Here is a 22,345-nt window from a genome sequence, read left to right as displayed (position 1 = left end):
GTGGCGGCGGGAGGCGGCCGCACCTTCCGAACCCTTCAAGGAGCAGCAGCTGTGAGCAGCAACAACGGTGACGTCCGGCTCTGGGGCGGCCGCTTCGCCGACGGCCCCGCCGAGGCGCTGGCGAAGCTGTCCGCGTCCGTGCACTTCGACTGGCGCCTGGCGCCCTACGACATCGCCGGCTCCCGCGCCCACGCCCGCGTCCTGAACACGGCGGGCCTGCTCACCGACGACGAGCTGACCGGCATGCTGGAAGGGCTCGACCGCCTGGAGGCCGACGTGGCCGACGGCTCGTTCACCGGCACCGTCGCCGACGAGGACGTCCACACCGCGCTGGAGCGCGGCCTGCTGGAGCGGCTCGGCCCCGACCTCGGCGGCAAGCTCCGCGCCGGGCGCTCCCGCAACGACCAGGTCGCCACCCTGTTCCGGATGTACCTGCGCGACCACGCCCGCATCATCGGGGGCCTGCTCGCCGACCTCCAGGACGCCCTGGTCTCGCTCGCCGAGGCCCACCCGGACGTGGCCATGCCCGGCCGCACCCACCTCCAGCACGCGCAGCCGGTGCTCTTCGCCCACCACGTCCTCGCGCACGTCCAGTCGCTCTCCCGGGACGCCGAGCGGCTGCGCCAGTGGGACACCCGCACCGCGGTCTCGCCGTACGGCTCGGGCGCCCTGGCGGGCTCCTCGCTCGGGCTCGACCCGGAGGCGGTGGCCCGGGACCTGGGCTTCGAGCGCGGCTCCGCGGGCAACTCCATCGACGGCACCGCCTCCCGGGACTTCGTCGCCGAGTTCGCCTTCATCACCGCGATGATCGGCGTGAACCTCTCCCGGATCGCGGAGGAGGTCATCCTCTGGAACACCAAGGAGTTCTCCTTCGTCACCCTGCACGACGCCTTCTCCACCGGGTCGTCGATCATGCCGCAGAAGAAGAACCCCGACATCGCCGAGCTGGCCCGGGGCAAGTCCGGCCGCCTCATCGGCAACCTCACCGGCCTGCTGGCCACCCTCAAGGCCCTGCCGCTGGCCTACAACCGCGACCTCCAGGAGGACAAGGAGCCGGTCTTCGACTCCTGCGACCAGCTGGAGGTCCTGCTTCCCGCGTTCACCGGGATGATGGCCACGCTCACCGTCCACCGCGAGCGGATGGAGGAGCTGGCGCCCGCGGGCTTCTCGCTCGCCACCGACGTGGCCGAGTGGCTGGTCAAGCAGGGTGTCCCGTTCCGCGTGGCGCACGAGGTCGCGGGGGAGTGCGTCAAGGAGTGCGAGCAGCGGGGCGTCGAGCTGGACCAGCTGACCGACGAGCAGTTCGCGAAGATCTCCGAGCACCTGACGCCCGAGGTGCGGGGCGTGCTCGACGTGCCCGGGGCGCTGGCCTCGCGCAGCGGCCGCGGCGGTACGGCCCCCTCGGCCGTGGCCGTGCAGCTGAACGAACTCAAGGCCGATCTGGTGATACAGCACGCCTGGGCCTCGGCCAAGCAGTGATCCGCCGCACCCCGACCGCCCCCGCCCTGACGGCGGGGGCGGTTCCCGTGTGCCCGCGGTGCGTCGCGCGCCGGGTGCGCCGTCCCCGCCGGGGCGGCCCGGCCGGGACGGCGTAAGGGATTCTCCTGTATTGAATGAGACATCAGTGTCTCATGTGGGGTACTCTTGTTTCATGGCCATGGATCGAGAACAGGTGCTGCGCGATGCCGCCGCCCTGCTGTCCCGGAAGTCGACCGCCACGATGGACGAGGTCGCCCGGGCGGCGGGTGTCGGCCGGGCCACCCTCCACCGCCACTTCGCCGGCCGGGACGCGCTGGTGCGGGCCCTGGAGGAGCTGGGCATCCAGGAGCTGGAGGCCGCGCTCGCCCGCGCCCGCCTCGACGAGGGCGGCGGCGCCGACGCGCTGCGCCGGCTCGTCGCCGAGGCCCAGCCCTCCGCCGACCTGCTGGCGTTCCTCTACACGGAGAACCAGCTCTTCGAGGGGGACCAGGTCAACGCGGGCTGGGCGCGGCTCGACGCCCGCATCTCGGCCTTCTTCCGGCAGGGGCAGGAGCGCGGCGAGTTCCGCATCGACCTCAGCCCCGCATGGCTCACCGAAGCCCTCTACGCGCTCATCGGGGCGTGTGCCTGGGCCGTCATGGACGGCCGGGTGGCCAAGAACGACTTTTCCCTCATGACCGCCGAGCTGATCCTCGGCGGCGTCCGACGGAGTGTGGAGACATGAGCAGCACCATCCGGCCCGCGACCGGGGCGGACGAGACCCTGTACCGGCCCGGCCGCTGGCTGGCGCTCTCGGTCCTCGTCCTGGCCGTCCTGCTGGTGGCGGTCGACGCCACCGTCCTCGGCCTCGCCACGCCGTTCCTCAGCGAGGACCTGGAGCCGACCGGCAACCAGCTGCTGTGGATCGGCGACGTGTACTCCTTCGTGATCGCCGGGCTGCTGGTGTCCATGGGCAGCCTCGGCGACCGCATCGGCCGGAAGAAGCTGCTGCTCACCGGCGCCGTGGCCTTCGGCGCGGTGTCCGTGCTGAACGCCTACGCGAGCACACCCGAGACGATGATCGTGGCCCGGGCGCTGCTCGGGGTCGCCGGTGCCACCCTGATGCCCTCCACGCTCGCCCTGATCCGGAACATCTTCCACGACCCGCGCGAGCGCAGCATCGCCATCGGCATCTGGGGCGCCATGGCCTCGGCGGGCGCCGCGGTCGGCCCCGTCGTCGGCGGCTTCCTGCTGGAGCACTTCTGGTGGGGATCGGTGTTCCTGATCAACCTGCCCGTGATGGCGGTGCTCGTGGTCGTCGGCGCGAAGCTGCTGCCCGAGTCGAAGAACCCCGCCCCCGGCCCCTGGGACCTGCCGAGCGTCGGCCTCTCCCTGGTCGGCATGGTCGCCGTGGTGTACGCGATCAAGGAAGCGGCCAGCCACGGCCCCGGCGCGGTGGCCGGTGCCGCCGCCGTGGTCGGTGGGCTGGCCCTGTACGGCTTCGTGAGGCGGCAGCTGACGCTCCCCTCGCCGCTGCTGGACATGAGGCTGTTCCGCCACCGCGGCTTCTCGGGCGCGGTCCTCGCCGACCTGCTGACCATCCTCGGCCTGTCCGGGCTGGTCTTCTTCCTCTCCCAGTTCCTCCAGCTCGTCCAGGAGCGGCGCCCGTTGGAGGCCGGGCTGGCCGAACTGCCCGCGGCGCTCGGCGCCGTGGTCACCGGCCTGATGGCGGGGGCCGTGGCCCGCAGGTTCTCGGTGCGCTCCGTCGTCGCGGGCGGCCTGGCCGCGGTCGGTCTCGCGCTGGCCGTGCTGACCGTCGTCGACCGGTCGACGGGCTACCCGCTGCTCGGCGCGGCGCTGCTGGTCGTCGGCGCCGGCGCGGGGTTCTCGTTCACCGTCACCGCCGACGTGATCCTCTCCAGCGTCCCCAAGGAGCAGGCCGGTTCCGCCTCCGCGGTCTCCGAGACGGCCTACGAGCTGGGCGCGGCGCTCGGCATCGCGCTGCTGGGCTCGGTGGTCACCGGCGTCTACCGCGGCTTCCCGATACCCGAGGGCGTCCCCGGCCAGGCGGCCAGGGCCGCCCACGAATCGCTCGGCGGCGCCGTGGAGGTGGCCGGGAGCCTGCCCGGGGACCAGGCGGGCGCCCTGGTGGCCGCGGCGCAGGACTCCTTCACCGAGGGACTGCGCCTCGCCGCCGGGGTGGGGGCCGCCGTGCTCCTGGCCACCGCGGTCGCCGCCTGGTTCCTGCTGCGCGGCCAGCGGCTGGAGGAGCGCGTCGGGCACTGAGCCGCAGCCCCGTGCCCGGGGCGGTGCACGACGGCGCCCGGCCGGGGCGGATCCGCCCCGGCCGGGCGCCGTCGTCCGCGGTTCGTCCGCGGTTCGTCCGTGGATCCGCCGGACGGGCCGCCTCAGGCCGCCTTCGCCTTGGTGGCGTACATGTCGACGTACTCCTGGCCGGACAGCCGCATCACCTCGGTCATCACCGAGTCGGTGACGGCCCGCAGCACATACCGGTCGCGGTCCATGCCCTCGTAGCGGGAGAACTCCATCGGCTCGCCGAAGCGCACGGTCACCCGGCCGGGCCGCGGCAGGCCCGCGCCCCCCGGCTGGAGCTTGTCCGTGCCGATCATCGCGAAGGGGACCACCGGCGCGCCCGTCATCAGCGTCAGGCGCGCGATGCCGGTACGGCCCCGGTACAGCCGCCCGTCGGGGGAGCGGGTGCCCTCGGGGTAGATGCCGAACACCCTGCCCTCCTCCAGGATCCGGCGGCCCGTCATCAGCGCCGCCACGCCCCCGTTCGCGCCGTCGCGGTCGACCGGGATCATGCCGACACCGGTGAAGAACCACGCCATGGCCCGGCCCTTGAGGCCCTTGCCGGTGACGTACTCGTCCTTGCCGATGAAGAACACCGGCCGGTCGGTCACCAGCGGCAGCACCATCGAGTCGATGAAGGTCAGGTGGTTCCCGGCCAGGATCACCGGTCCGCTCCCGGGGATGTTCTCCGCCCCCTCCACGCGGGGACGGAACATCAGGCGCAGGAACGGCCCGAGCACGGCCTTGATGAGGGTCAAGCGGGACAACGGGTCCTCCGAGTCGTGGGACGTGCCGTGGGGTGCGACGTCGACGGGCGCCGGTGCGGTCTCGGCCGGTGGGGTCTGCAGGCGGGTTCGGGAGCTGGGGTCCGTGCAGGTGAGGACCATACTCGCGCCCCGTGCCCCCGCGCACGTCGGGTTCATGCATCCGATACGCACTGTTGACGCGCGTTCCCGCGCTGTTCGGACGCGGTCTGCCCTGGAGAGGGCGTGCGTGCCTACCATCGGGCGACGTTCGGAACAGTGCGGAAGATCACATGGAGGAACGTTTCATGACACAGGGTGCGAGCAGCGGTCCGGCACGCCGTGCGGTGATCGGGGCGGCCGTGGCCGCCGGTGCGGCGCTGGGGACCGGCGCGGGGGCGGGGGCCGCCCGGGCGGCCGCAAGGACGCAGGGACGCGGCGGCGGGCCGGGGTACCGGGGCCTGCCGGTCCCCACCGTGATCGCACACCGCGGGGCGAGCGGCTACCGGCCCGAGCACACCCTGGGCTCGTACCGGCTCGCCCTCGACATGGGCGCCCACGTCATCGAGCAGGACCTCGTCCCCACCCGGGACGGCCATCTGGTGTGCCGCCACGAGAACGACATCAGCGGGACCACCGACGTGGCGGACCGCCCCGAGTTCGCCTCCCGGCGGACCACCAAGTCCGTCGACGGCACCTCCCTGACCGGCTGGTTCACCGAGGACTTCACCCTGGCCGAGCTGAAGACGCTGCGGGCCGAGGAGCGCATCCCGGCCATCCGCCAGGAGAACACCCTCTACGACGGCCGCTGGACGGTCCCCACCTTCGAGGAGGTGCTGCGCTGGGCGGAGAGGGAGGGCCGCCGCCGCGGGCACCCGGTGTGGCTCCATGCCGAGACCAAGCACCCCAGCTACTTCCGGGGTCTCGGCCTCGGGCTGGAGGAGCGCCTGGCGAGGCTGCTGCGGCGCTACGGCCGCCACCGCGCGAACTCCCCGGTCTTCCTCCAGTCCTTCGAGCCCAGCAGCATGCAGCGCATGGCCCGGCTCGTGGCCACGCCCCGGGTGGTGCTGCTGTCCGGGCCCGCCTCCCGCCCCTGGGACTTCGTGGAGGCGGGCGACCCGCGGACCGTGGCGGACCTGGTGAAGCCGGCCGGGCTGGACTGGATCGCCTCCTTCGCCCAGGGCATCGGCCCCACCCTCGACCTGGTCGTCCCGAAGGACGCCGCCGGGCGGCTGACCGAGCCCACCACCCTGGTCCGCGACGCCCACGCGCGGGGACTGCTGCTCCACCCCTACACCCTGCGCAACGAGAACGCCTTCCTGCCGGCCGACTTCCGGCGGGGCACCGACCCGACCGCCTACGGGGACGCCTTCGGCGCCTACCGCGCCTACTTCGCCACGGGGATCGACGGCATCTTCACCGACATGCCGGACACCGGGCTGCTCGCCGCGGAGGAGGTCTGACGGTCCGGCAGCCCGGGGGCGGGCGGGAGGGCCCCTCTGCTCCCGGGGGCCGCCGCCCTCCGCGGCGTCCGCCACCGGCCCCCGCCGGCAGCGGCGCCGGCGAGGACGCCGCGGCCGCAACCGCAGGGCCGCGGCACCGCGTCCTCGGCTGTGCCGGCCGCGCCCGCGAGCCGGTGACACGGACGTAACGGGGGTCGTGCCATGGGCGGATCGGCCGGTTGGGCAAGACGGGGGGCGTGGCTGATCGCCCCGCTCGCCCTGGCCTCGATGGCGGTGGGCTGCAAGGGCGGTGACGTCCCGGGAGCGGCTCCCCCCGGGGCGGAGGTCTCCTCGGGACCGTCCGGCGGCGCCCCCGGTGGGGAGGGCCCCGGTGAGGAGGGCGGGAAGGAGTCCGCCGCGCCCGCGCCGGGCTCCCCGGACGACCCCGGTGGGAGCGCGGCGTCCGATGCGCTGACCTGTGAGCAGCTCCGCGACGCGGACCTGCAGACCTCCGCCTTCCGGATCCCGGACGCCCCGGCGGGGGCCATCGCGTTCACCGACGGCCGCTGGGAGGGCGGCGGGGTCGTGGTCGAGCTCCAGCCGCAGTGCGCCGTGGGCCAGATGACCGGCGACCCGGCGCACGACGCGGTGGCCGCGGTCAAGGTGACGACGGGCGGAACCGGCCGGTTCTACGCCCTGGTCACCTGGCGCAACGACGGCGGGACCCCGGTCCCCGCCGCCGCGGTGTCCCTGGGGGACCGGACGCCCGTGCAGTCCGTGGCCGTCTCCACGGCACCCCCCGCGCGGGCCACCGCCGTCCACCTCACCCGCGGCGAGGCGGACCCGGCGGCCGTGGTGACGATCCGGCGGACGGCGGTCTACCGGGTCGCCGGCCCCCTCATGGTCGAGCTGCACCGCAGCGACACGCCGTACCACCCGTAACGCCCCGCGGGGCCGCCGCGGGCGCTTCGCGGACAGGGGCCGGACGCGCGGGCCCGGGACCGCTCCCGCGGCGGCCGGGGCGCGGCGCTCCCGCCCGACCGGCCCGGGGGAGGCCGCCGCCTCCCCCGGGACGCCGCACCCCCGGGGCCGTTCCCCCGTACGGGTGGACCCGCCGCGCCGGGGAAACCGGTGTGCGCAGGGCGGGCGTCCCGTGCACCGTGACCGTCCCCGAGGAAGACACCCCCGCCCCGCCCGCCGCGGTGGTGGGCGCGCTGAGCGCCCTCGTCGCGGCCGAGGCGACCGCCGAGGCGCCCGGCGCCGCCGCCGAGGCGGGCGACCTCGAACAGGCCGTCTGGCTCCGGCTGCTGGAGCGGCTCGACGGGGACGGCGTCCCCCCGCCGGACGCCGCCCGCTGGGTCCGCGCGGCCGTGCGCGCCGAGGCGCGCCGCGCCCGCCGGACCGCCGAGCGGGAGCGGCCCCTCCGCGGCGACCCCCCGGCCGCCCCCTTCGCCGAGGCCGTCTCGTCCGCCGGGCCGGAGCGGGCGGCGCTGCACGCCGAACGGTGCCGCGCACTGCGCCGGGCCGTGGCCAGGACTCCGGGGCGCTGCCCCCGGCTGCTGTCTGCGATGTTGGCACCGGAAGACCTCACCTACCGGGAAATCGCAGGGGCGTTGGGTATCTCACAGGGCAGTCTGGGGCCGATGCGTTCCCGTTGCCTGGGATGTCTGCGCAGAATGCTCGCGGCAGAGGTTGCAGCTCCCGGCCTTCGGGGAAGGGAGCGGTAGACAACCGGTGTATCAGGTGAGCGGGAGGCATGCGCACATGGGCATGAGCGTGACCATCTCAGCGGCGACGGAGCAGGACGCCGAGCACATCCTCAAGCTCCAGTATCTGTGCTACCAGGCCGAGGCGGAGCTCTACGGCGACTACGGCATCGAGCCCCTCACCCAGAGCCTCGCCGACCTGCGCGCCGAACTCGCCCGGGGGCACGCCCTGGTGGCCCGTCTCGGCGGCGAGGTGGTCGCCTCCGTGCGCGGCACGGTCGAACAGGACGGCACCGCCCGGATCGCCAAGCTCATCGTGCACCCCCGGATGCAGCACCACGGGCTCGGCGGCCGCCTGCTCGACGCCATCGAACTGCGCTGCGCCGCCGAGGGCGGCGCCAAGCGCTTCCGCCTCTTCACCGGCCACCGCAGCGAGAGCAACCTCCGCCTGTACCGCAGCCGCGGTTACGCCCCCGTCGGCACCGAGCAGGTCGGCCCCCGGCTGACCGTGGTCACCCTGGAGAAGGAGTGCGCCCCCGGCGACTACGCCGCCAGCGCCTGACCCGGGCCCACCGGGCACGGGACGCCCTCCCGTGCCCGGGGCGGGCCGTCGCTCCGGAGGCTTCGCCGGGTCCGGCGCGGCCCTCAGGCCCCGGCGGAGCGCGAGCGCCGCAGCCAGACCATGCCGGTCACCGGCAGCAGCACCGGGATGAACAGGTACCCCATCCCGTAGGCCGACCACACGGTGGAGTCCGGGAAGGCGGACGGGTCGGCGAGGGTCCACGTCCCCACCACCAGCACGCCCGCGAGTTCGGCGCCGCAGCACACGAGCGCCGCCCGGCGGGCCGCCTCCCCGCCCCGTACCAGGGTGTAGGTGATGAAGGCGTACACCACGGCCGCGACCGCGGAGAGGGTGTGGGCCAGCGGGGCGCTGCCGAAGTCGGTGAGGATCTGGTAGACGGAGCGGGAGACCGCGCCGACGGACATCACGCCGTACAGCCACACCAGCAGCAGCCCGGGGCCCGCCACCAGCCGGGTGCGCCCGGCCCCCGCGGTGGCGGTGGACTCCGCGCCCTCCCGGGCCTGCCCGGTCCCTGCCATCGTCAGCCTCCCCAGACGTCGTGGAGCCGGACCTCGAGCACCGCCAGCACCACGGCCCCCGCCGCGACCGTCGCCGAACCCCAGCGGGTGCGCTCCGCGAGGGAGAGGAAGCCCGCGGCGGGCACCGCCAGTGCGGAGCCCACGAGGTACGCCAGGAAGATCGCCACCCCCTCGCCGGGCCGCTCGCCGCGGGCCAACTGGACGACGCCCACCACCAGCTGGACGAGGGCGAGGGCGGAGACCACGGCCATGCCGATGAAGTGCTTGTCCTTGGTGGGCAGGTCGCGGTAGGCGGCGAGGCCGCACCAGGCGGCGAGCGCGAGCGCGCTGGCGGCCACCGCGATCGTCAGGGCGTCGAGCATGGGGCCGAGCGTATTACGGCCGCCGGGTCCGCCGGCCGCCGGGCCGGGCCACCGGTGCCGGCGGCGCCCGCCTTCCGTGGTCCTGGCCACAGCGCCGAGGTGCCGGTGTGCTTCCGGGCCCCGGGGTGCCGAGCCGCCGGACGGTGCATCGGTGCAGGTGGGAGGTGGTTCGACCGGGGAGGCGGCCGACTCGGGCATGTCCACATACCGCAACGCGCTTGTCCGAATAACGGACAAGCGCCCGGGGGCGGCACCACCCTCTGCTTTACTTGCAGCCATGACCACGACGAGCAGCCGCACCCTTGCGACCGAGGCGATCACGACGCCCGGTGCTCGTTGTATGTGTCGAATGTGCGCCTTCTGAGGGTCCCCGACCGAGCCTCGCGCCCCGAAGCGAGACCGACGGCCCGAGCCCGTCCGGCCCCCGCCCGCAGCGGAACGCCCGGACCGGCCCGCCCCGCGCACGCACCCGGCCACCGCGCCGAACCGCCGTGCCCGTGAACGCCGTCCGCACCGAAACGCCCCGTGCCCGGCGGACACCGCGCCGCGCACTCGACAGTGACGGAAACCCTGTGATCACCACTACGGGCCTGACCAAGGTCTACTCAGCACGCGGCCGCGAGGTCACCGCCCTGGACGGCGTCGACCTGCACGTCCGCGAGGGAGAGGTCTTCGGCGTCATCGGACAGAGCGGTGCCGGGAAGTCCTCGCTCATCCGCTGCGTCAACCTCCTGGAGCGCCCCACCTCGGGGACCGTGACCGTCGCGGGACAGGACCTCACCGCCCTCGCGGGCCGCGGCCGCCGCGCCTCCCGGGACCTGCGCGCCGCGCGCACCCGGATCGGCATGGTCTTCCAGCACTTCAACCTGCTCTCCTCGCGCACCGTGCAGGACAACGTCGAACTCCCCCTGGAGATCCTCGGCGCCTCCGGCGCGGACCGCTCCCGCAGGGCGCGCGAACTCCTCGACCTCGTGGGCCTCGCCGACAAGGCCGCCGCCTACCCCGGGCAGCTCTCCGGAGGGCAGAAGCAGCGCGTCGGCATCGCCCGCGCCCTCGCCGGCGACCCCAAGGTCCTCCTCTCCGACGAGGCCACCAGCGCCCTCGACCCGGAGACCACCCGCTCCATCCTCCGGCTGCTGCGGGACCTCAACCGCGAGCTCGGCCTGACGGTCCTGCTCATCACCCACGAGATGGACGTCGTCAAGTCCGTCTGCGACTCCGCCGCCCTGATGAGGAAGGGGAAGATCATCGAATCCGGAACGGTGAGCGAGCTGCTCGCGACCCCCGGCTCGGAGCTCACCCAGGAGCTGTTCCCCGTGGGCGGCGAGCCCTCCGGCCCCGACCGGACCGTCCTCGACGTGACCTTCCACGGCGAGACGGCCACCCGGCCGGTGATCTCCCGGCTGTCGCGCACCTACAACGTCGACATCTCGATCCTCGGCGCCGCCATGGACACCGTCGGCGGCCGCCAGATCGGCCGGATGCGCATCGAACTCCCCGGCCGCTACGAGGACAACGTCGTCCCGATCGGCTTCCTGCGCGAGCAGGGACTGGGGATCGACGTCGTCGACGGGGGCTCCGGCACCGCCGGGCCGCCCGCCGGTGTGCTCCCCCGGACGCGCGCCGCCGGGGCGGTGGCCAAGTGACCTGGTCCGAGATGCAGCCCCTGCTCACCCAGGGAACCCTCGACACCCTCTACATGGTGCTGTGGTCCACCCTCGTCACCGTGGCCGGCGGTCTGCCGCTCGGAGTGCTGCTGGTCCTCACGGACAAGGGCGGACTGCTCCAGAACACCCCCGTGAACAAGGTCGTCGGCACGGTCGTGAACATCGGCCGCTCCCTGCCCTTCCTCATCCTGCTGATCGCCCTGATCCCCTTCACCACCCTGGTCGTCGGCACCTTCATCGGCCCCACGGCCATGATCGTGCCGCTGGCGATCGGCGCCATCCCCTTCTTCGCGCGCCTCGTGGAGACCGCCGTCCGCGAGGTGGACGCCGGGCTCGTCGAGGCCGTCCAGTCCATGGGCGGATCGATCCCCGTGATCGTCCGCAAGGTCCTGCTCCCGCAGGCCCTGCCCTCCCTCGTGTCGGGCGTCACCACCACCGTCATCGTGCTCATCGGCTACTCCGCCATGGCCGGTGCGGTCGGCGGCGAAGGGCTCGGCTCCAAGGCCGTCACCTATGGATTCCAGCGCTTCGAGACGGAGTTCATGCTGGTCACGGTCGTGATCCTGGTCGCCCTGGTGAGCATTGTCCAGCTCCTGGGCGACGGGATCGTACGGCTCCTCGTCCGCCGCGGCCGCGCCGCGGCGTGACCTCACGGGAGCACGCTCCACCCCACGGCCCGCACTCCTTGTCCGGGCGTCGCACCACCTGAGAAAGAGGCACTTTTCGTGCGTAGGAACATCACCGCCACCGCAGCCGCCGCGGCCACCGCCGCCCTCGCCCTCGGGCTCACCGCCTGCGGAACCTCCTCCGACCCGGGCGCCTCCTCCGGCGCCGCGGCCGACGGCTCAGCCCCCCTGGTCGTCGCCGCCTCCCCCACCCCGCACGCCGACATCCTCGCCTTCGTGAAGGACGAGCTGGCGGAGAAGGAGGGGCTCACCCTGGAGATCAAGGAGTTCACCGACTACGTCCTGCCCAACACCGCCACCCAGCAGGGCCAGGTCGACGCGAACTTCTTCCAGCACAAGCCCTACCTGGACGACTTCAACGAGAAGAACGGCACCACCCTCGTCCCCGTGGCCGACGTGCACCTGGAGCCCCTCGGCCTCTACGCCGGGAAGGCCGGGGGCCTGGAGGACATCACCGCCGGGCAGACCGTCGCCGTCCCCAACGACACCACCAACGAGGGCCGCGCCCTGCACCTGCTGGCCGACAACGGCCTGATCACCCTCAAGGAGGGTGCCGGCACCGACGCCACACTGGCCGACATCGCGGACGCCAAGGGGCTGACGTTCAAGGAGCTGGAGGCCGCGACGCTGCCCCGTGCCCTGAACGACGTCGACGCAGCCGTCATCAACGGCAACTACGCCATCGAGGCCGACCTCCGGCCCGCCCGGGACGCCCTGGTCCTGGAGAAGGCCGAGGGCAACCCCTACGCCAACCTCCTCGCGGTCAAGAAGGGCGACGAGGACGACCCGCGCGTGGCGAAGCTGGTGCGGCTGCTGCAGTCCGCCGAGGTGGCCGACTTCATCGAGGACGAGTACCAGGGCTCGGTCGTCGCGGCCTTCGGCCCCGCCGAGTAGCCCTCCCGGCCGACCGCCCGACGACGGCCCCGCGCACCTGGGGTGCGCGGGGCCGCGTCGCGCTGGGCACCCGGCCATGCACGGCCCGCACCCGATGTTGCATGCTGTGCCTTTGCGGCTACGACGCCCGCACGCGACCCACCCCGCACCACGGCGAGCAGACGAGCAACGAGCAACGAGCAACGACCCCACGGCGGTCACGGCATGGAGCAGCGCATGACTCACACCTTCCCGGACGTGTCCATCAGCACGGAGCGGTTGGTGCTGCGCCCCTACGAGGACGCCGACATCCCGGCGCACACCGAGATGATGAACGACGAGATGACCACCGCCTGGACCTCGGCACCGCACCCCTACACCACCCGGGACGCCCGGGACTGGGTGCACCGCCGGGCGCCGGGGGAGCGCGCCTCGGGGCGAGGAATCGTCTTTGCGGTCACCGAGTTCCTCACCCAGCGGCTGGTCGGCTGCGTGGCGCTGAAGAACACCGACTGGCGCACCCGCGCCACCGAGGTCTCCTATGTGACCGCCCCCTGGGCCCGCGGCGAGGGCTATGCCACCGAGTCCGTGCTCGGCGTCGCGCAGTGGCTCTTCCGGGACCGGCGCTTCGAGCGGATGGAGCTGCGCACCGCGGCCGACAACACCGCCGCGCAGCAGGTGGCCCAGAAGACCGGCTGCCTCAGCGAGGGAGTCCTGCGCAACGCCTGGACCGTACGCGCCCCCGGCCCGGACGGGGGCTGGAGCGAACTCCGCACCGACCTCATCGTGTGGAGCCTGCTCCCCGAGGACCTGGAGGCCGACCGCCTGGCCGAGGCGGGCTACGCCTCCGGCGCCGACTGGAGCTGAGCCCCCCGCGGCCGCACGGCCCCGCCCGTCCCCGGGGCGCCCCCACCCGCACCGCGCCCGGCGCCCCGCATCCGGGGACCGCGCTCGCGGCGGACCGGTACGCTGCACCCAGCGGAACTCCCCTGCGCCTCACGCACGCCCCCGACCTGCAACAACTCCAGGAGACTGACGAGATGGCCGACCGGGTCACGGTGATCGGGTGGGACGGTTCGCCCCTGACCCGTGCTGCCACCTCCGCGCTCTCCGCCGCCACCCTCGTGGCCGGCGCCGCCCACCACCTCGCCCTGCCCGAGGTCCCCGCCGGGGCCGAGCGCATCCGCCTCGGCAGCCTCGACCTCGCCGCCCGGCGGATCGCCGGGCACCGCGGCAGCGCCGTGGTCCTCGCCGACGGCGATCCGGGGTTCTTCGGCGTGGTGCGGACCCTGCGCGCCCCCGAGCACGGCCTGGAGGTCGAGGTGGTCCCCGCCGTCTCCTCGGTGGCCGCGGCGTTCGCCCGGGCCGGGATGCCCTGGGACGACGCCCGGATCGTCGTCGCGCACCGGCGCACCCTGCGCCGCGCGGTCAACGTCTGCCGGGCGCACGGCAAGGTCGCGGTCCTGACCTCGCCCGGCGCGGGCCCGGCCGAACTCGCCCTGCTGCTCGACGGGGTGCACCGCACCTTCGTGATCTGCGAGGAACTCGGCACCGACCGGGAGCAGGTCACCGTGCTCACCTCCGACAAGGCCGCCGACCACGTCTGGCGCGACCCCAACGTGGTCATCGTCGTCGGGGGAGCCCCGCCCTCCGCGGGGCCCGTGCCCACCGGCTGGATCGCCGGCCACGAGGCGGGGTACCCGCCGCCGCGGCGGGGCTGGGCCCTCCCGCCCGCCGAGCCGGGACCCGGCCCGGCGGACGAGGGCGAGTCCCCGGCACTGCGCGCCGCCCAACTGGCCCGCCTGGGGCCCCGGACCGGCGACCTCGTCTGGGACATCGGCAGCGGCGGCGGCGCACTGGCCGCCGAGGCCGCGGGCTTCGGCGCCGCGGTCATCGCCGTCGACGCCGACCCCGCGGCCTGCGGGCGCACCGAGGCCGAGGCCCGGCGCCTCGGTGTCCGGGTGCAGGTCGTGCAGGGCCGGGCCCCCCAGGTGCTGGAGCGTCTGCCGGAACCGGACGTCGTGCGCATCGGGGGCGGCGGGGCCGTCGTCGTCACCGCCGTCGCCGACCGCCGCCCCCAGCGGATCGTCACCCACGCCTCCACCCGCGACCGCGCCGAGGCCGTGGGCGCCGCGCTCGCCGCGGGGGGCTACGAGGTCGAGTGCACCCTCCTCCAGTCCGTCGAACTCGACCCGGGCGACTGGACCGAGAAGGATCGCGCCGTCGTCTTCCTGCTCTGCGGGCGGCACCCCGATCCCTCCGACTCCCGTCCCGGCGCCACGGGCGCGTAGCGCTCCTCACACCTCGGGCCCGAACCCCCTTCGGGGGTCTTCGCGCGGTAGGCTGGCCGATCGTTGTACCGCAGGCGGGCGTTCTTCGATTTGTTCTTCAATGCCCGGAAAAGGGAGTCGCTTTGGCTCCCGTTTGTGGTATGTCGGAACCGGGGGGACGCGCGACGTGGCGCAGCCCACAGCGGACCGTGGCGGATCGCGCCGCCGCGGTGCCGGTCGACGGCGACCGAGCATGGGGTCGGGAGTCGATCGTGCCGCGCGGCGCACATGCTCGTTAGGTGTTCACGGGCGTCGGGTGTGCCGGTCGGACGCCCCGGGTGATGGGCGAAGGAGCAGAACCGATGGGCGAGGGGTACGCATGACCGACACCGGCCAGGTCCCGGGCGAGGGGCTGCCGGAGGGCGCAGGCACGGTGGAGCAGCCGGGCGTCCCCGCCCCCGGCGCCTACCCCTACCTCGAACCCTCCGCGCAGCCATCAGAGGAAGACGACCTCCTGCTCATGCCGGGCGCCCAGGGCGCGTGGAGCGAGCACTCCGCCGCGGCGCCCGCTCCCGCGCCGGCGCACGCACCCGTCGCCGAGCAGTACGCAACCGCGACGGCTCCCGTTCAGCAGCCCCACCACCCGGCGCCCGCCGAGGCCACGCACGGCGGCGGGTACGCCCCGGCTCCCCGCAGCGCCGCACACGGCCACGCCCCGGCCGCCGCCGACGGGCAGGCGCCGGGCGCCCCGCAGTCCGCCGGGACGGCTGCCGCACCCGCGGCCGGGGGCTCGCCGCAGCAGCTCCCGCCCGAGCAGTCCACCATCCCGGGGCACGCCCACCCCGGGCCCGGGGCGGATGCTTCCCAGGGCGGCGGAACCGCCTCCCTGGCGGGTGCCTTCCCTCCCGGGGCGGACGCCGCCCCGCAGGCGCCGCACCCGGCGCCCGCCCTGCCCGACGACGACGCCCACGAGCCCGGCGCCCACGAGACGGGAGGCCGGGACTCCGGCGCGGTCGACCTCGGGGCCGTGCGCACCCCCGCGGCCGCCACCACCGCCATGCCGACGCCGCCGCCCGCACGCCGCCCCCTGCACATGGGACCCCCGATGCCCGAGGCCACCAACTCCGTCGTGCGCTCCCTTGCCGACCGCGGCCCCGCGGGCACCACCCCGCCGCACCCGTTCGTCGTGCAGGCGGGCGCTCCCGCCCCGCAGGGCACCGGCGTCGAGTACCTGGACGTTCCCCGCGAGGGGACGGCCGGTGCGGGGCTGCCCGCACCCCAGTTCGCGGAGATCCCGCCACAGGCCGGGGCTCCTTGGGACCCCCAGCCGCCGCAGCCGCTCACGGCTCCGGAAACGGCCGCCGCGCCCTCCGCCCCGGAGAACGCCGCCGCGCCGGAGGCGCCGGGCGCTGCAGCGGGGCCCGAGGCACCCGCCGGGCAGGCGGCGCCCGCCCCGGCCGCCCCCGCCGGGAGCGTGGCGCTGCCCGAGGAGCAGGCTCCCGAGTCCGTGACGCCGCAGGCGGAGCCCGCCCCTGCCGGGGCATCGCCGGCCCCTGTGGCCGGAGACCCGGCGGAGGAGGAGCCCGCTCCCGTCGCCGTCGAGCCGGTGGCCGCTCCCGAGGCGGTCGGTGCCCAGGCGGTTGCCGAGGCCGCCGGTGCCCAGGCGGTGGTGGTGGCCGGTCCGGTGGCGGCCGACGGGGGAGAGGATGGCGCGGCGCCCGTCGCCGCCGAGACGCCGGGCCCCGGTCCGGTCCTCGCCGAGACTCCGGCCGAGACCCCGGCCGAGACCCCGGGCCCGGTCGCAACCGAGGCCGAGACCCCGGCTGCGGCCGAGGCGCCCGAGGAGGCTCCGGCCGGAGACCCGGCGGAGGAGGAGCCCGCTCCTGTCCCCGTCGAGCCGGTGGCCGCTCCCGAGGCGGTCGGTGCCCAGGCGGTTGCCGAGGCCGCCGGTGCCCAGGCGGTGGTGGTGGCCGGTCCGGTGGCGGCCGACGGGGGAGAGGATGGCGCGGCGCCCGTCGCCGCCCAGGCGGCGGTCCCGGCCGAGGCCCCCGCCGAGACCCCGGGCCCGGTCGCACCCCAGGCCGAAGCCCCGGCAGCGATCACGGCTCCCACGGCAGACGCCCCCGTCGGCGCCGAGCCGGTCCTCGTCGGCGCTCCCGCTCCGGTGGACACCGAGCCGGCCCCCGCCGCCGCCCCCGCCCCCGCCCCCGCCGACGCCGGGCCCGCCCCCGCCGACGCTCCGGTCGACGCCGCCCCCGCCGACGCCCTGCCCCCCGCCCCGGACACCGTGCCCGACGCCGCCCCCGCCGACGGCGCCCCGCCCGCGCCCGCCACGGAGCCCGCCGCCCCCGAGCAGCCCCCGGCGCCCGCGGCCGACACCGCCCACGAGGCTGCCGCACCCCCCGAGCAGCCCGCGGCCCCCGCGGGCCCGCCCGCACCCGGATACGACGAGGCCGAGCGCGAGGCGGTCCTGCGCGTGATGCGCGAGCGCCGGGACATCCGCAACGGCTTCCGCAGCGACCCGATTCCCCACGACGTCCTGCTGCGCGTGCTGGAGGCCGCCCACACCGCGCCCAGCGTCGGGCACTCCCAGCCCTGGGACTTCGTCGTCATCCGCTCCGCGGAGACCCGGCGCACCATGCACGAGCTCGCCCAGCGGCAGCGCGAGGCGTACGCCTCCACGCTGCCCAAGGGCCGCGCCAAGCAGTTCAAGGAACTGAAGATCGAGGCCATCCTCGACACCCCGGTCAACATCGTGGTCACCGCCGACCCCACCCGGGGCGGCCGCCACACCCTGGGGCGGCACACCCAGCCGCAGATGGCGCCCTACTCCTCGGCGCTCGCCGTCGAGAACCTCTGGCTCGCCGCCCGTGCCGAGGGCCTCGGCGTCGGCTGGGTGTCCTTCTTCGACGAGCGCGAGATGGTCCGCACGCTCGGCCTTCCGGAGCACCTGGAGGTCGTCGCCTACCTCTGCGTGGGGTACGTCGACGCGTTCCCCGCAGAACCCGAACTGATGCAGGCGGGCTGGTCCAAGCGCCGCCCGCTGTCGTGGGTCGTCCACGAGGAGACCTACGGCCGACGGGCACTGCCCGGAGAGGAGCCCCACGACCTGCTCCAGGAGACCGTCGCCACGATCAGGCCGCTGGACGCCAAGGCGCTCGGCGAGGCATGGGAGCGGCAGAAGCGCATGACCAAGCCGGCCGGTGCCCTCGGCATGCTGGAGATCATCTCCGCACAGCTGAGCGGCCTGTCCCGGATGTGCCCGCCGCCCGTGCCCGAGCCCGCCGCCGTCGCGATCTTCGCGGGCGACCACGGGGTGCACGCCCAGGGCGTCACCGCCTGGCCCCAGGAGGTGACCGGCCAGATGGTCGCCAACTTCCTCGGCGGGGGAGCGGTGTGCAACGCCTTCGCGGGCCAGGTGGGCGCCGAGGTGTGCGTCGTGGACGTCGGCGTGGCCGCCGACCTCCCCGCCACCCCGGGCCTGCTGCCGCGCAAGGTGCGCCCGGGCACCGCCGACTTCACCACGGGCCCGGCGCTCACCCGCGAGGACGTGCTCGCCGCCGTCGAGGTGGGGATCGAGACCGCCCGGGACCTCGTGGCCGCAGGGAACAAGGCCCTGCTCACCGGGGAGATGGGCATCGCCAACACCACCTCCTCCGCCGCCCTGATCTCCGTCTACACCGGCGCCGACCCCGCCGAGGTCACCGGGCGCGGAACCGGCATCAACGACGAGATGCACGCCCGGAAGGTGGACGTCGTCCGCCGGGCCCTGGAACTCCACCGGCCCGACCCGGCCGACCCGGTGGGCGTCCTCGCCGCCCTCGGCGGCCTGGAGCACTGCGCCCTCGTCGGCCTCATCCTGGGCGGCGCCTCCCTGCGCACGCCGGTCATCCTGGACGGTGTGAGCACCGGAGCGGCGGCCCTGGTCGCCCGGGCCATCGCCCCGGAGTCCCTGGCGGCGTGCATCGCGGGCCACCGCAGCGCGGAGCCCGGCCATGTGGCGGCCCTCGGCAAGCTCGGCCTGCGCCCGCTGGTGGACCTGGACCTCCGGCTCGGCGAGGGCACCGGCGCGCTGCTCGCCCTGCCCCTCGTGCAGAGCGCGGCCCGCGCCATGCACGAGGTGGCCACCTTCGACTCCGCAGGAGTCTCGGAGAAGTAGCCGCACCGCACCGGGCCCGGGCCCCCGCCGCACGGTGGGGCCCCGGGCCCGGTGCCCGGCCCGCAACGGGGCCCGTACCCTGGTCACCGGTGCCCCGCCCGGCGGCGGAGCCCGCCCCGGCCCACCAGCCGCTCCACCGCCGCAGCGGCCCCGTCCCCCGCACCACCCGCACGAGGAGCCGCACCGCCATGCCCGAGCCCGCCGAGCATCCCGCGTACCCTGTCGGACTCCGCCTGTCCGGGCGCCGAGTCGTCGTCCTCGGCGGCGGCCAGGTGGCCCAGCGGCGCCTGCCCGCCCTGGTCGCGGCCGGTGCCCTCGTCACCCTGGTCTCCCCCTCGGCGACCCCGTCCGTGGAGGCCATGGCCGACGCCGGCGAGATCACCTGGCTCCGGCGGCGCTACGAGGACGGCGACATCGGCGACGCCTGGTACGCCCTGGTCGCCACCAGCGACCCGGAGGCCAACGAGCGTGCCTCCGCGGAGGCCGAGCGGACCAAGACCTGGTGCGTCCGCAGCGACGACGCCGAGGCCGCCACCGCCTGGACGCCCGCCACCGGGCGCAGCGAGGGCGTCACCGTCGCCGTGCTCACCGGTCGCGACCCGCGCCGCTCCGCGGCGGTGCGGGACGCCGTCGTCGAGGGGCTCAGGGACGGCACCCTGGCCGCCCCGCACCGGCGCACCCGGGAGCCCTTCGTCGCACTCGTCGGCGGCGGACCGGGCGACCCCGACCTGATCACCGTCCGCGGGCGGCGGCTGCTCGCCGAGGCCGACGTCGTGATCGCGGACCGCCTCGGCCCGCGCGACCTCCTCGACGAACTCCCCCCGCACGTCGAGGTCATCGACGCGGCCAAGATCCCCTACGGCCGCTTCATGGCCCAGGAGGCCATCAACAACGCCCTGGTCGAGCACGCCAGGGCGGGCAGGTCCGTCGTACGGCTCAAGGGCGGCGACCCCTACGTCTTCGGCCGCGGCATGGAGGAGGCGCAGGCGCTCGCCGAGGCCGGCATCCCCTGCACCGTGGTCCCCGGCATCTCCAGCTCCATCTCGGTGCCCTCGGCCGCCGGGATCCCCGTCACCCACCGGGGCGTCGCCCACGAGTTCACCGTGGTCAGCGGGCACGTGGCCCCCGACGACCCGCGCTCCCTGGTCGACTGGGCCGCCCTCGCCAGGCTGACCGGCACCCTGGTCGTCCTCATGGGGGTCGACAAGATCGGCGCCATCGCCGCGGCCCTGGTCGCCCACGGGCGGCCGCCGGAGACCCGGGTCGCCCTCGTCCAGGAGGGCACCACGGCCGCCCAGCGCCGCGTGGACGCCACCCTGGGCACCGTGGCCGAGGCCGTCCGCGCCCACGAGGTGCGCCCGCCCGCCGTCATCGTCATCGGGGACGTCGTCGGCGTCGGCAGCTCCGTCCGCGGCTGAGCCCGCCCCGGCGGACCGGCACCCCCTCGCACCGCACCACCGGAAGGCAGGCACCCGTGGCCGACGTCCTCACCGTCGACGATCCGGACGACCCCCGTCTGTCCGACTACACCGGACTCACCGACGTCGAACTCCGCCGTCGGCGCGAGCCGGCCGAGGGCCTGTTCATCGCCGAGGGCGAGAAGGTCCTCCGGCGCGCCCTGCAGGCCGGCTACCCGATGCGCTCGCTGCTGCTGTCCGCCAAGTGGCTCGACGCCCTGGCCGATGTGGTCGAGGAGGCGGACGCCCCCGTCTACCTCGTCGACCCCACCCTCGCCGAGCAGGTCACCGGCTACCACGTGCACCGCGGGGCCCTGGCCTCCATGCAGCGCAGGCCCCTGCCCGACGCCGCGGAACTGCTGGCCGCGGCGCGCCGGGTGGCGGTGCTGGAGTCGGTCAACGACCACACCAACATCGGCGCGATCTTCCGCAGCGCCGCGGCACTCGGAATGGACGCCGTGCTGCTCTCTCCCGACTGCGCCGACCCGCTCTACCGCAGGTCCGTGAAGGTCTCCATGGGCGCGGTGTTCTCCGTGCCCTACGCGCGGCTCACCCCGTGGCCCCAGGGACTGGCGGCCCTGCGGGAGTCGGGCTGCCGCCTCCTCGCCCTCACCCCGGACGGGGAGGCGGTCCCGCTGGACGAGGCGGCGCCCCACCGGCTGGAGCGGGTGGCCCTGATGCTGGGCGCGGAGGGCAGCGGACTGTCGCCCGAGGCGCTCGCGGCGGCCGACACCCGGGTGCGCATCCCGATGGCGCACGGAGTGGACTCGCTCAACGTGGGGGCCGCGGCCGCGGTCGCCTTCTACGCCGTGACCGCGGGCCGCTCCGGCGCCTGAGCGGTCCGGCGGGGACGGTGCCGGCCGGCACCCGGCCGGCGCCCCCGCGGGTCAGAGCTTCTGCGCCGCCGCGATGCCCAGGGCCACGATCAGCGTCACCACGAAGAAGACCACGATCCGCTGCCGCAGCAGCCGCGGGTTCGCGGGCCTGAGCCCCGTCGAGGTCGTGCGCACGCCGGGACGGGTGCCGCCCCGCCGCCCGGTGGTGGACGCGCCGCCGCCGGTCCGCGGCGGCCCCGGCCGGCGCCGCGTGCCGCCGGTCGGGTGGCCGGTGGAGTGCGGCCGCGGCACCGAGGACCCCCCGGTGCGCCGCTCCACGTGCTCACTGCGCTCGGTGTAGCGCGCGGTGGGCCGGCTGAGCTCCATCCGCTCCCGGTCCCGCTCGCGGGGGGCGGGCTGCCGTGCGTCGTGCAGGCCCTGGGCCTCCCGGGCGGCGATCTCCTTGAGCCGCATGGACAGCTGGAGGGTGCTGGGCCGCTCCTCCGGGGCCTTCGCCAGGCACGCCGCCACCAGGGGGGCCAGCGCGTCGTGCACCCCGTCCAGGTGCGGCTCCTCGTGCACCACCCGGTACAGCATCACCTCGGAACTCCCGTGGCCGAAGGGGGAGTCCCCCATCGCCGCGTAGGCCAGGGTCGCACCGAGCGCGAAGACGTCCGTGGCGGGTGTGACCGCCGCGCCCCGCACCTGCTCGGGCGCGAGGAAGCCCGGCGAGCCCACGGCCGTGCCGACGTGGGTGAGGGTGCTCGCACCCGTCGCCCAGGCGATGCCGAAGTCGATGATGCGCGGCCCCTTCGGGGACAGCAGGATGTTCGAGGGCTTCAGGTCGCGGTGCACCACACCGGCCTCGTGGACGGCGACCAGCCCCTCCGAGAGGGCGGCACCGACGGCGGCGGTGTCGGCGGCCCGCAGCGGGCCCTCCTCGGCGACCTTGTCGTGCAGCGAGGGGCCCGGCACGTACTGGGTGGCGAACCAGGGGCGGTCCGCCTCCAGGTCCGCCGCGACCAGCCGGGCCGTGCAGCCGCCGCGGATCCGCCTGGCGGCGGACACCTCCCGGGCGAACCGCGAGCGGAACTCCTGGTCCTCCGCGAGGTCCGGCCGGATCACCTTCAGCGCCACCCGCTGGCCCTTCCGGTCGGACCCCAGGTAGACGACACCCATCCCGCCGGCCCCAAGCCGCCGGTGCAGCCTGAACGAGCCGACGACACGCGGGTCCTCGCGCCGGAGCCGCATCATCGCCATCGTCCGTCCCCTACCTCGGTGGGAGGCCCCACC

Annotated in this window: 19 protein-coding genes; 15 read left to right on the top strand and 4 right to left on the bottom strand. The window is 75.3% G+C overall.

Going from position 1 to position 22,345, the window contains the following annotated elements; translation table 11 throughout:
* Positions 1–51 precede the first annotated feature (51 nt).
* From argH to ACGF15_RS09445, 3 genes are all read left to right on the top strand, one after another.
* Positions 52–1,479 carry an argininosuccinate lyase gene (gene argH, locus ACGF15_RS09455; RefSeq protein ID WP_345616206.1) on the top strand — a complete coding sequence of 476 codons (1,428 nt, stop codon included), beginning with the start codon at positions 52–54 and terminating at the stop codon, positions 1,477–1,479.
* Between the two features lie 172 nt (positions 1,480–1,651).
* Complete coding sequence (locus tag ACGF15_RS09450; protein WP_256524502.1) at positions 1,652–2,203, top strand: TetR/AcrR family transcriptional regulator; 552 nt, start codon at positions 1,652–1,654, stop codon at positions 2,201–2,203.
* On the top strand, positions 2,200–3,744 hold the full coding sequence (locus ACGF15_RS09445) for an MFS transporter (protein ID WP_392797507.1): 1,545 nt from the start codon (positions 2,200–2,202) through the stop codon (positions 3,742–3,744). Before ACGF15_RS09450 ends, ACGF15_RS09445 begins: the two co-directional genes overlap by 4 nt.
* 122 nt (positions 3,745–3,866) lie before the next feature.
* Here ACGF15_RS09445 and ACGF15_RS09440 read toward each other — a convergent pair whose 3' ends face one another.
* On the bottom strand, positions 3,867–4,538 hold the full coding sequence (locus ACGF15_RS09440) for a 1-acyl-sn-glycerol-3-phosphate acyltransferase (protein ID WP_256524504.1): 672 nt from the start codon (positions 4,536–4,538) through the stop codon (positions 3,867–3,869).
* Between the two features lie 284 nt (positions 4,539–4,822).
* Here ACGF15_RS09440 and ACGF15_RS09435 point away from each other — a divergent pair, with 284 nt between their 5' ends.
* From ACGF15_RS09435 to ACGF15_RS09420, 4 genes are all read left to right on the top strand, one after another.
* Positions 4,823–5,977, top strand: a complete 1,155-nt coding sequence (locus ACGF15_RS09435; protein ID WP_392797505.1) for a glycerophosphodiester phosphodiesterase — start codon at positions 4,823–4,825, stop codon at positions 5,975–5,977.
* A 201-nt stretch (positions 5,978–6,178) separates the two neighbouring features.
* Positions 6,179–6,898 carry a hypothetical protein gene (locus ACGF15_RS09430; RefSeq protein WP_392797503.1) on the top strand — a complete coding sequence of 240 codons (720 nt, stop codon included), beginning with the start codon at positions 6,179–6,181 and terminating at the stop codon, positions 6,896–6,898.
* A 218-nt stretch (positions 6,899–7,116) separates the two neighbouring features.
* Positions 7,117–7,683, top strand: a complete 567-nt coding sequence (locus ACGF15_RS09425) for an RNA polymerase sigma factor (RefSeq protein WP_392797501.1) — start codon at positions 7,117–7,119, stop codon at positions 7,681–7,683.
* Between the two features lie 37 nt (positions 7,684–7,720).
* Positions 7,721–8,224 (top strand): GNAT family N-acetyltransferase, encoded by a 504-nt coding sequence (locus tag ACGF15_RS09420; RefSeq protein WP_392797499.1) that lies wholly within the window; start codon positions 7,721–7,723, stop codon positions 8,222–8,224.
* A gap of 83 nt (positions 8,225–8,307) precedes the next feature.
* Here the strand turns inward: ACGF15_RS09420 and ACGF15_RS09415 are convergent, their stop codons facing one another.
* The gene (locus tag ACGF15_RS09415; RefSeq protein WP_345616199.1) at positions 8,308–8,763 is read right to left on the bottom strand and encodes a hypothetical protein; all 456 of its coding nucleotides are present in this window, start codon (positions 8,761–8,763) and stop codon (positions 8,308–8,310) included.
* Between the two features lie 2 nt (positions 8,764–8,765).
* Complete coding sequence (locus ACGF15_RS09410) at positions 8,766–9,125, bottom strand: hypothetical protein (RefSeq protein WP_345616198.1); 360 nt, start codon at positions 9,123–9,125, stop codon at positions 8,766–8,768.
* A gap of 572 nt (positions 9,126–9,697) precedes the next feature.
* Here ACGF15_RS09410 and ACGF15_RS09405 point away from each other — a divergent pair.
* From ACGF15_RS09405 to ACGF15_RS09370, 8 genes are all read left to right on the top strand, one after another.
* The gene (locus ACGF15_RS09405) at positions 9,698–10,771 is read left to right on the top strand and encodes an ATP-binding cassette domain-containing protein (protein WP_345616197.1); all 1,074 of its coding nucleotides are present in this window, start codon (positions 9,698–9,700) and stop codon (positions 10,769–10,771) included.
* Positions 10,768–11,439 (top strand): methionine ABC transporter permease, encoded by a 672-nt coding sequence (locus ACGF15_RS09400; RefSeq protein WP_345616196.1) that lies wholly within the window; start codon positions 10,768–10,770, stop codon positions 11,437–11,439. Before ACGF15_RS09405 ends, ACGF15_RS09400 begins: the two co-directional genes overlap by 4 nt.
* Before the next feature lie 78 nt (positions 11,440–11,517).
* The gene (locus ACGF15_RS09395) at positions 11,518–12,372 is read left to right on the top strand and encodes a MetQ/NlpA family ABC transporter substrate-binding protein (protein ID WP_345616195.1); all 855 of its coding nucleotides are present in this window, start codon (positions 11,518–11,520) and stop codon (positions 12,370–12,372) included.
* Positions 12,373–12,588: 216 nt separating this feature from the next.
* A complete protein-coding gene (locus tag ACGF15_RS09390; RefSeq protein ID WP_345616194.1) occupies positions 12,589–13,218 on the top strand; it encodes a GNAT family N-acetyltransferase in 630 nt (209 codons plus the stop codon).
* A 173-nt stretch (positions 13,219–13,391) separates the two neighbouring features.
* Entirely contained in the window at positions 13,392–14,642 is a 1,251-nt protein-coding gene (gene cbiE / locus ACGF15_RS09385; protein ID WP_345616193.1) for a precorrin-6y C5,15-methyltransferase (decarboxylating) subunit CbiE, read from the top strand.
* A 358-nt stretch (positions 14,643–15,000) separates the two neighbouring features.
* The gene (cobT, locus tag ACGF15_RS09380) at positions 15,001–18,780 is read left to right on the top strand and encodes a nicotinate-nucleotide--dimethylbenzimidazole phosphoribosyltransferase (RefSeq protein ID WP_392797494.1); all 3,780 of its coding nucleotides are present in this window, start codon (positions 15,001–15,003) and stop codon (positions 18,778–18,780) included.
* A gap of 188 nt (positions 18,781–18,968) precedes the next feature.
* Positions 18,969–20,198 carry a uroporphyrinogen-III C-methyltransferase gene (gene cobA, locus ACGF15_RS09375; RefSeq protein WP_345616191.1) on the top strand — a complete coding sequence of 410 codons (1,230 nt, stop codon included), beginning with the start codon at positions 18,969–18,971 and terminating at the stop codon, positions 20,196–20,198.
* Positions 20,199–20,254: 56 nt separating this feature from the next.
* Positions 20,255–21,073: a TrmH family RNA methyltransferase gene (locus ACGF15_RS09370; RefSeq protein ID WP_392797492.1), complete on the top strand. Its 819-nt coding sequence runs from the start codon at positions 20,255–20,257 to the stop codon at positions 21,071–21,073.
* Between the two features lie 51 nt (positions 21,074–21,124).
* Here ACGF15_RS09370 and ACGF15_RS09365 read toward each other — a convergent pair whose 3' ends face one another.
* On the bottom strand, positions 21,125–22,312 hold the full coding sequence (locus tag ACGF15_RS09365) for a protein kinase (protein WP_392797490.1): 1,188 nt from the start codon (positions 22,310–22,312) through the stop codon (positions 21,125–21,127).
* Positions 22,313–22,345: the final 33 nt, after the last annotated feature.

Source organism: Streptomyces sp. NPDC048001, from assembly GCF_043203115.1.
Taxonomy (GTDB): Bacteria; Actinomycetota; Actinomycetes; order Streptomycetales; family Streptomycetaceae; genus Streptomyces; species Streptomyces sanyensis.
Note: the sequence above shows the minus strand (reverse complement) of the source record. Positions and strands in the feature narration are given on the sequence as shown.

Excerpts from the sequence above, each read along its gene's own strand:
- ACGF15_RS09365 (WP_392797490.1), bottom strand. The coding sequence starts at position 22,312 with ATGGCGATGATGCGGCTCCGGCGCGAGGACCCGCGTGTCGTCGGCTCG.
- cobA (WP_345616191.1), top strand. The coding sequence starts at position 18,969 with ATGCCCGAGCCCGCCGAGCATCCCGCGTACCCTGTCGGACTCCGCCTG.
- ACGF15_RS09445 (WP_392797507.1), top strand. The coding sequence starts at position 2,200 with ATGAGCAGCACCATCCGGCCCGCGACCGGGGCGGACGAGACCCTGTAC.
- ACGF15_RS09435 (WP_392797505.1), top strand. The coding sequence starts at position 4,823 with ATGACACAGGGTGCGAGCAGCGGTCCGGCACGCCGTGCGGTGATCGGG.
- ACGF15_RS09420 (WP_392797499.1), top strand. The coding sequence starts at position 7,721 with ATGGGCATGAGCGTGACCATCTCAGCGGCGACGGAGCAGGACGCCGAG.
- ACGF15_RS09390 (WP_345616194.1), top strand. The coding sequence starts at position 12,589 with ATGACTCACACCTTCCCGGACGTGTCCATCAGCACGGAGCGGTTGGTG.
- ACGF15_RS09415 (WP_345616199.1), bottom strand. The coding sequence starts at position 8,763 with ATGGCAGGGACCGGGCAGGCCCGGGAGGGCGCGGAGTCCACCGCCACC.
- cbiE (WP_345616193.1), top strand. The coding sequence starts at position 13,392 with ATGGCCGACCGGGTCACGGTGATCGGGTGGGACGGTTCGCCCCTGACC.
- ACGF15_RS09450 (WP_256524502.1), top strand. The coding sequence starts at position 1,652 with ATGGCCATGGATCGAGAACAGGTGCTGCGCGATGCCGCCGCCCTGCTG.
- cobT (WP_392797494.1), top strand. The coding sequence starts at position 15,001 with ATGACCGACACCGGCCAGGTCCCGGGCGAGGGGCTGCCGGAGGGCGCA.
- ACGF15_RS09430 (WP_392797503.1), top strand. The coding sequence starts at position 6,179 with ATGGGCGGATCGGCCGGTTGGGCAAGACGGGGGGCGTGGCTGATCGCC.
- ACGF15_RS09410 (WP_345616198.1), bottom strand. The coding sequence starts at position 9,125 with ATGCTCGACGCCCTGACGATCGCGGTGGCCGCCAGCGCGCTCGCGCTC.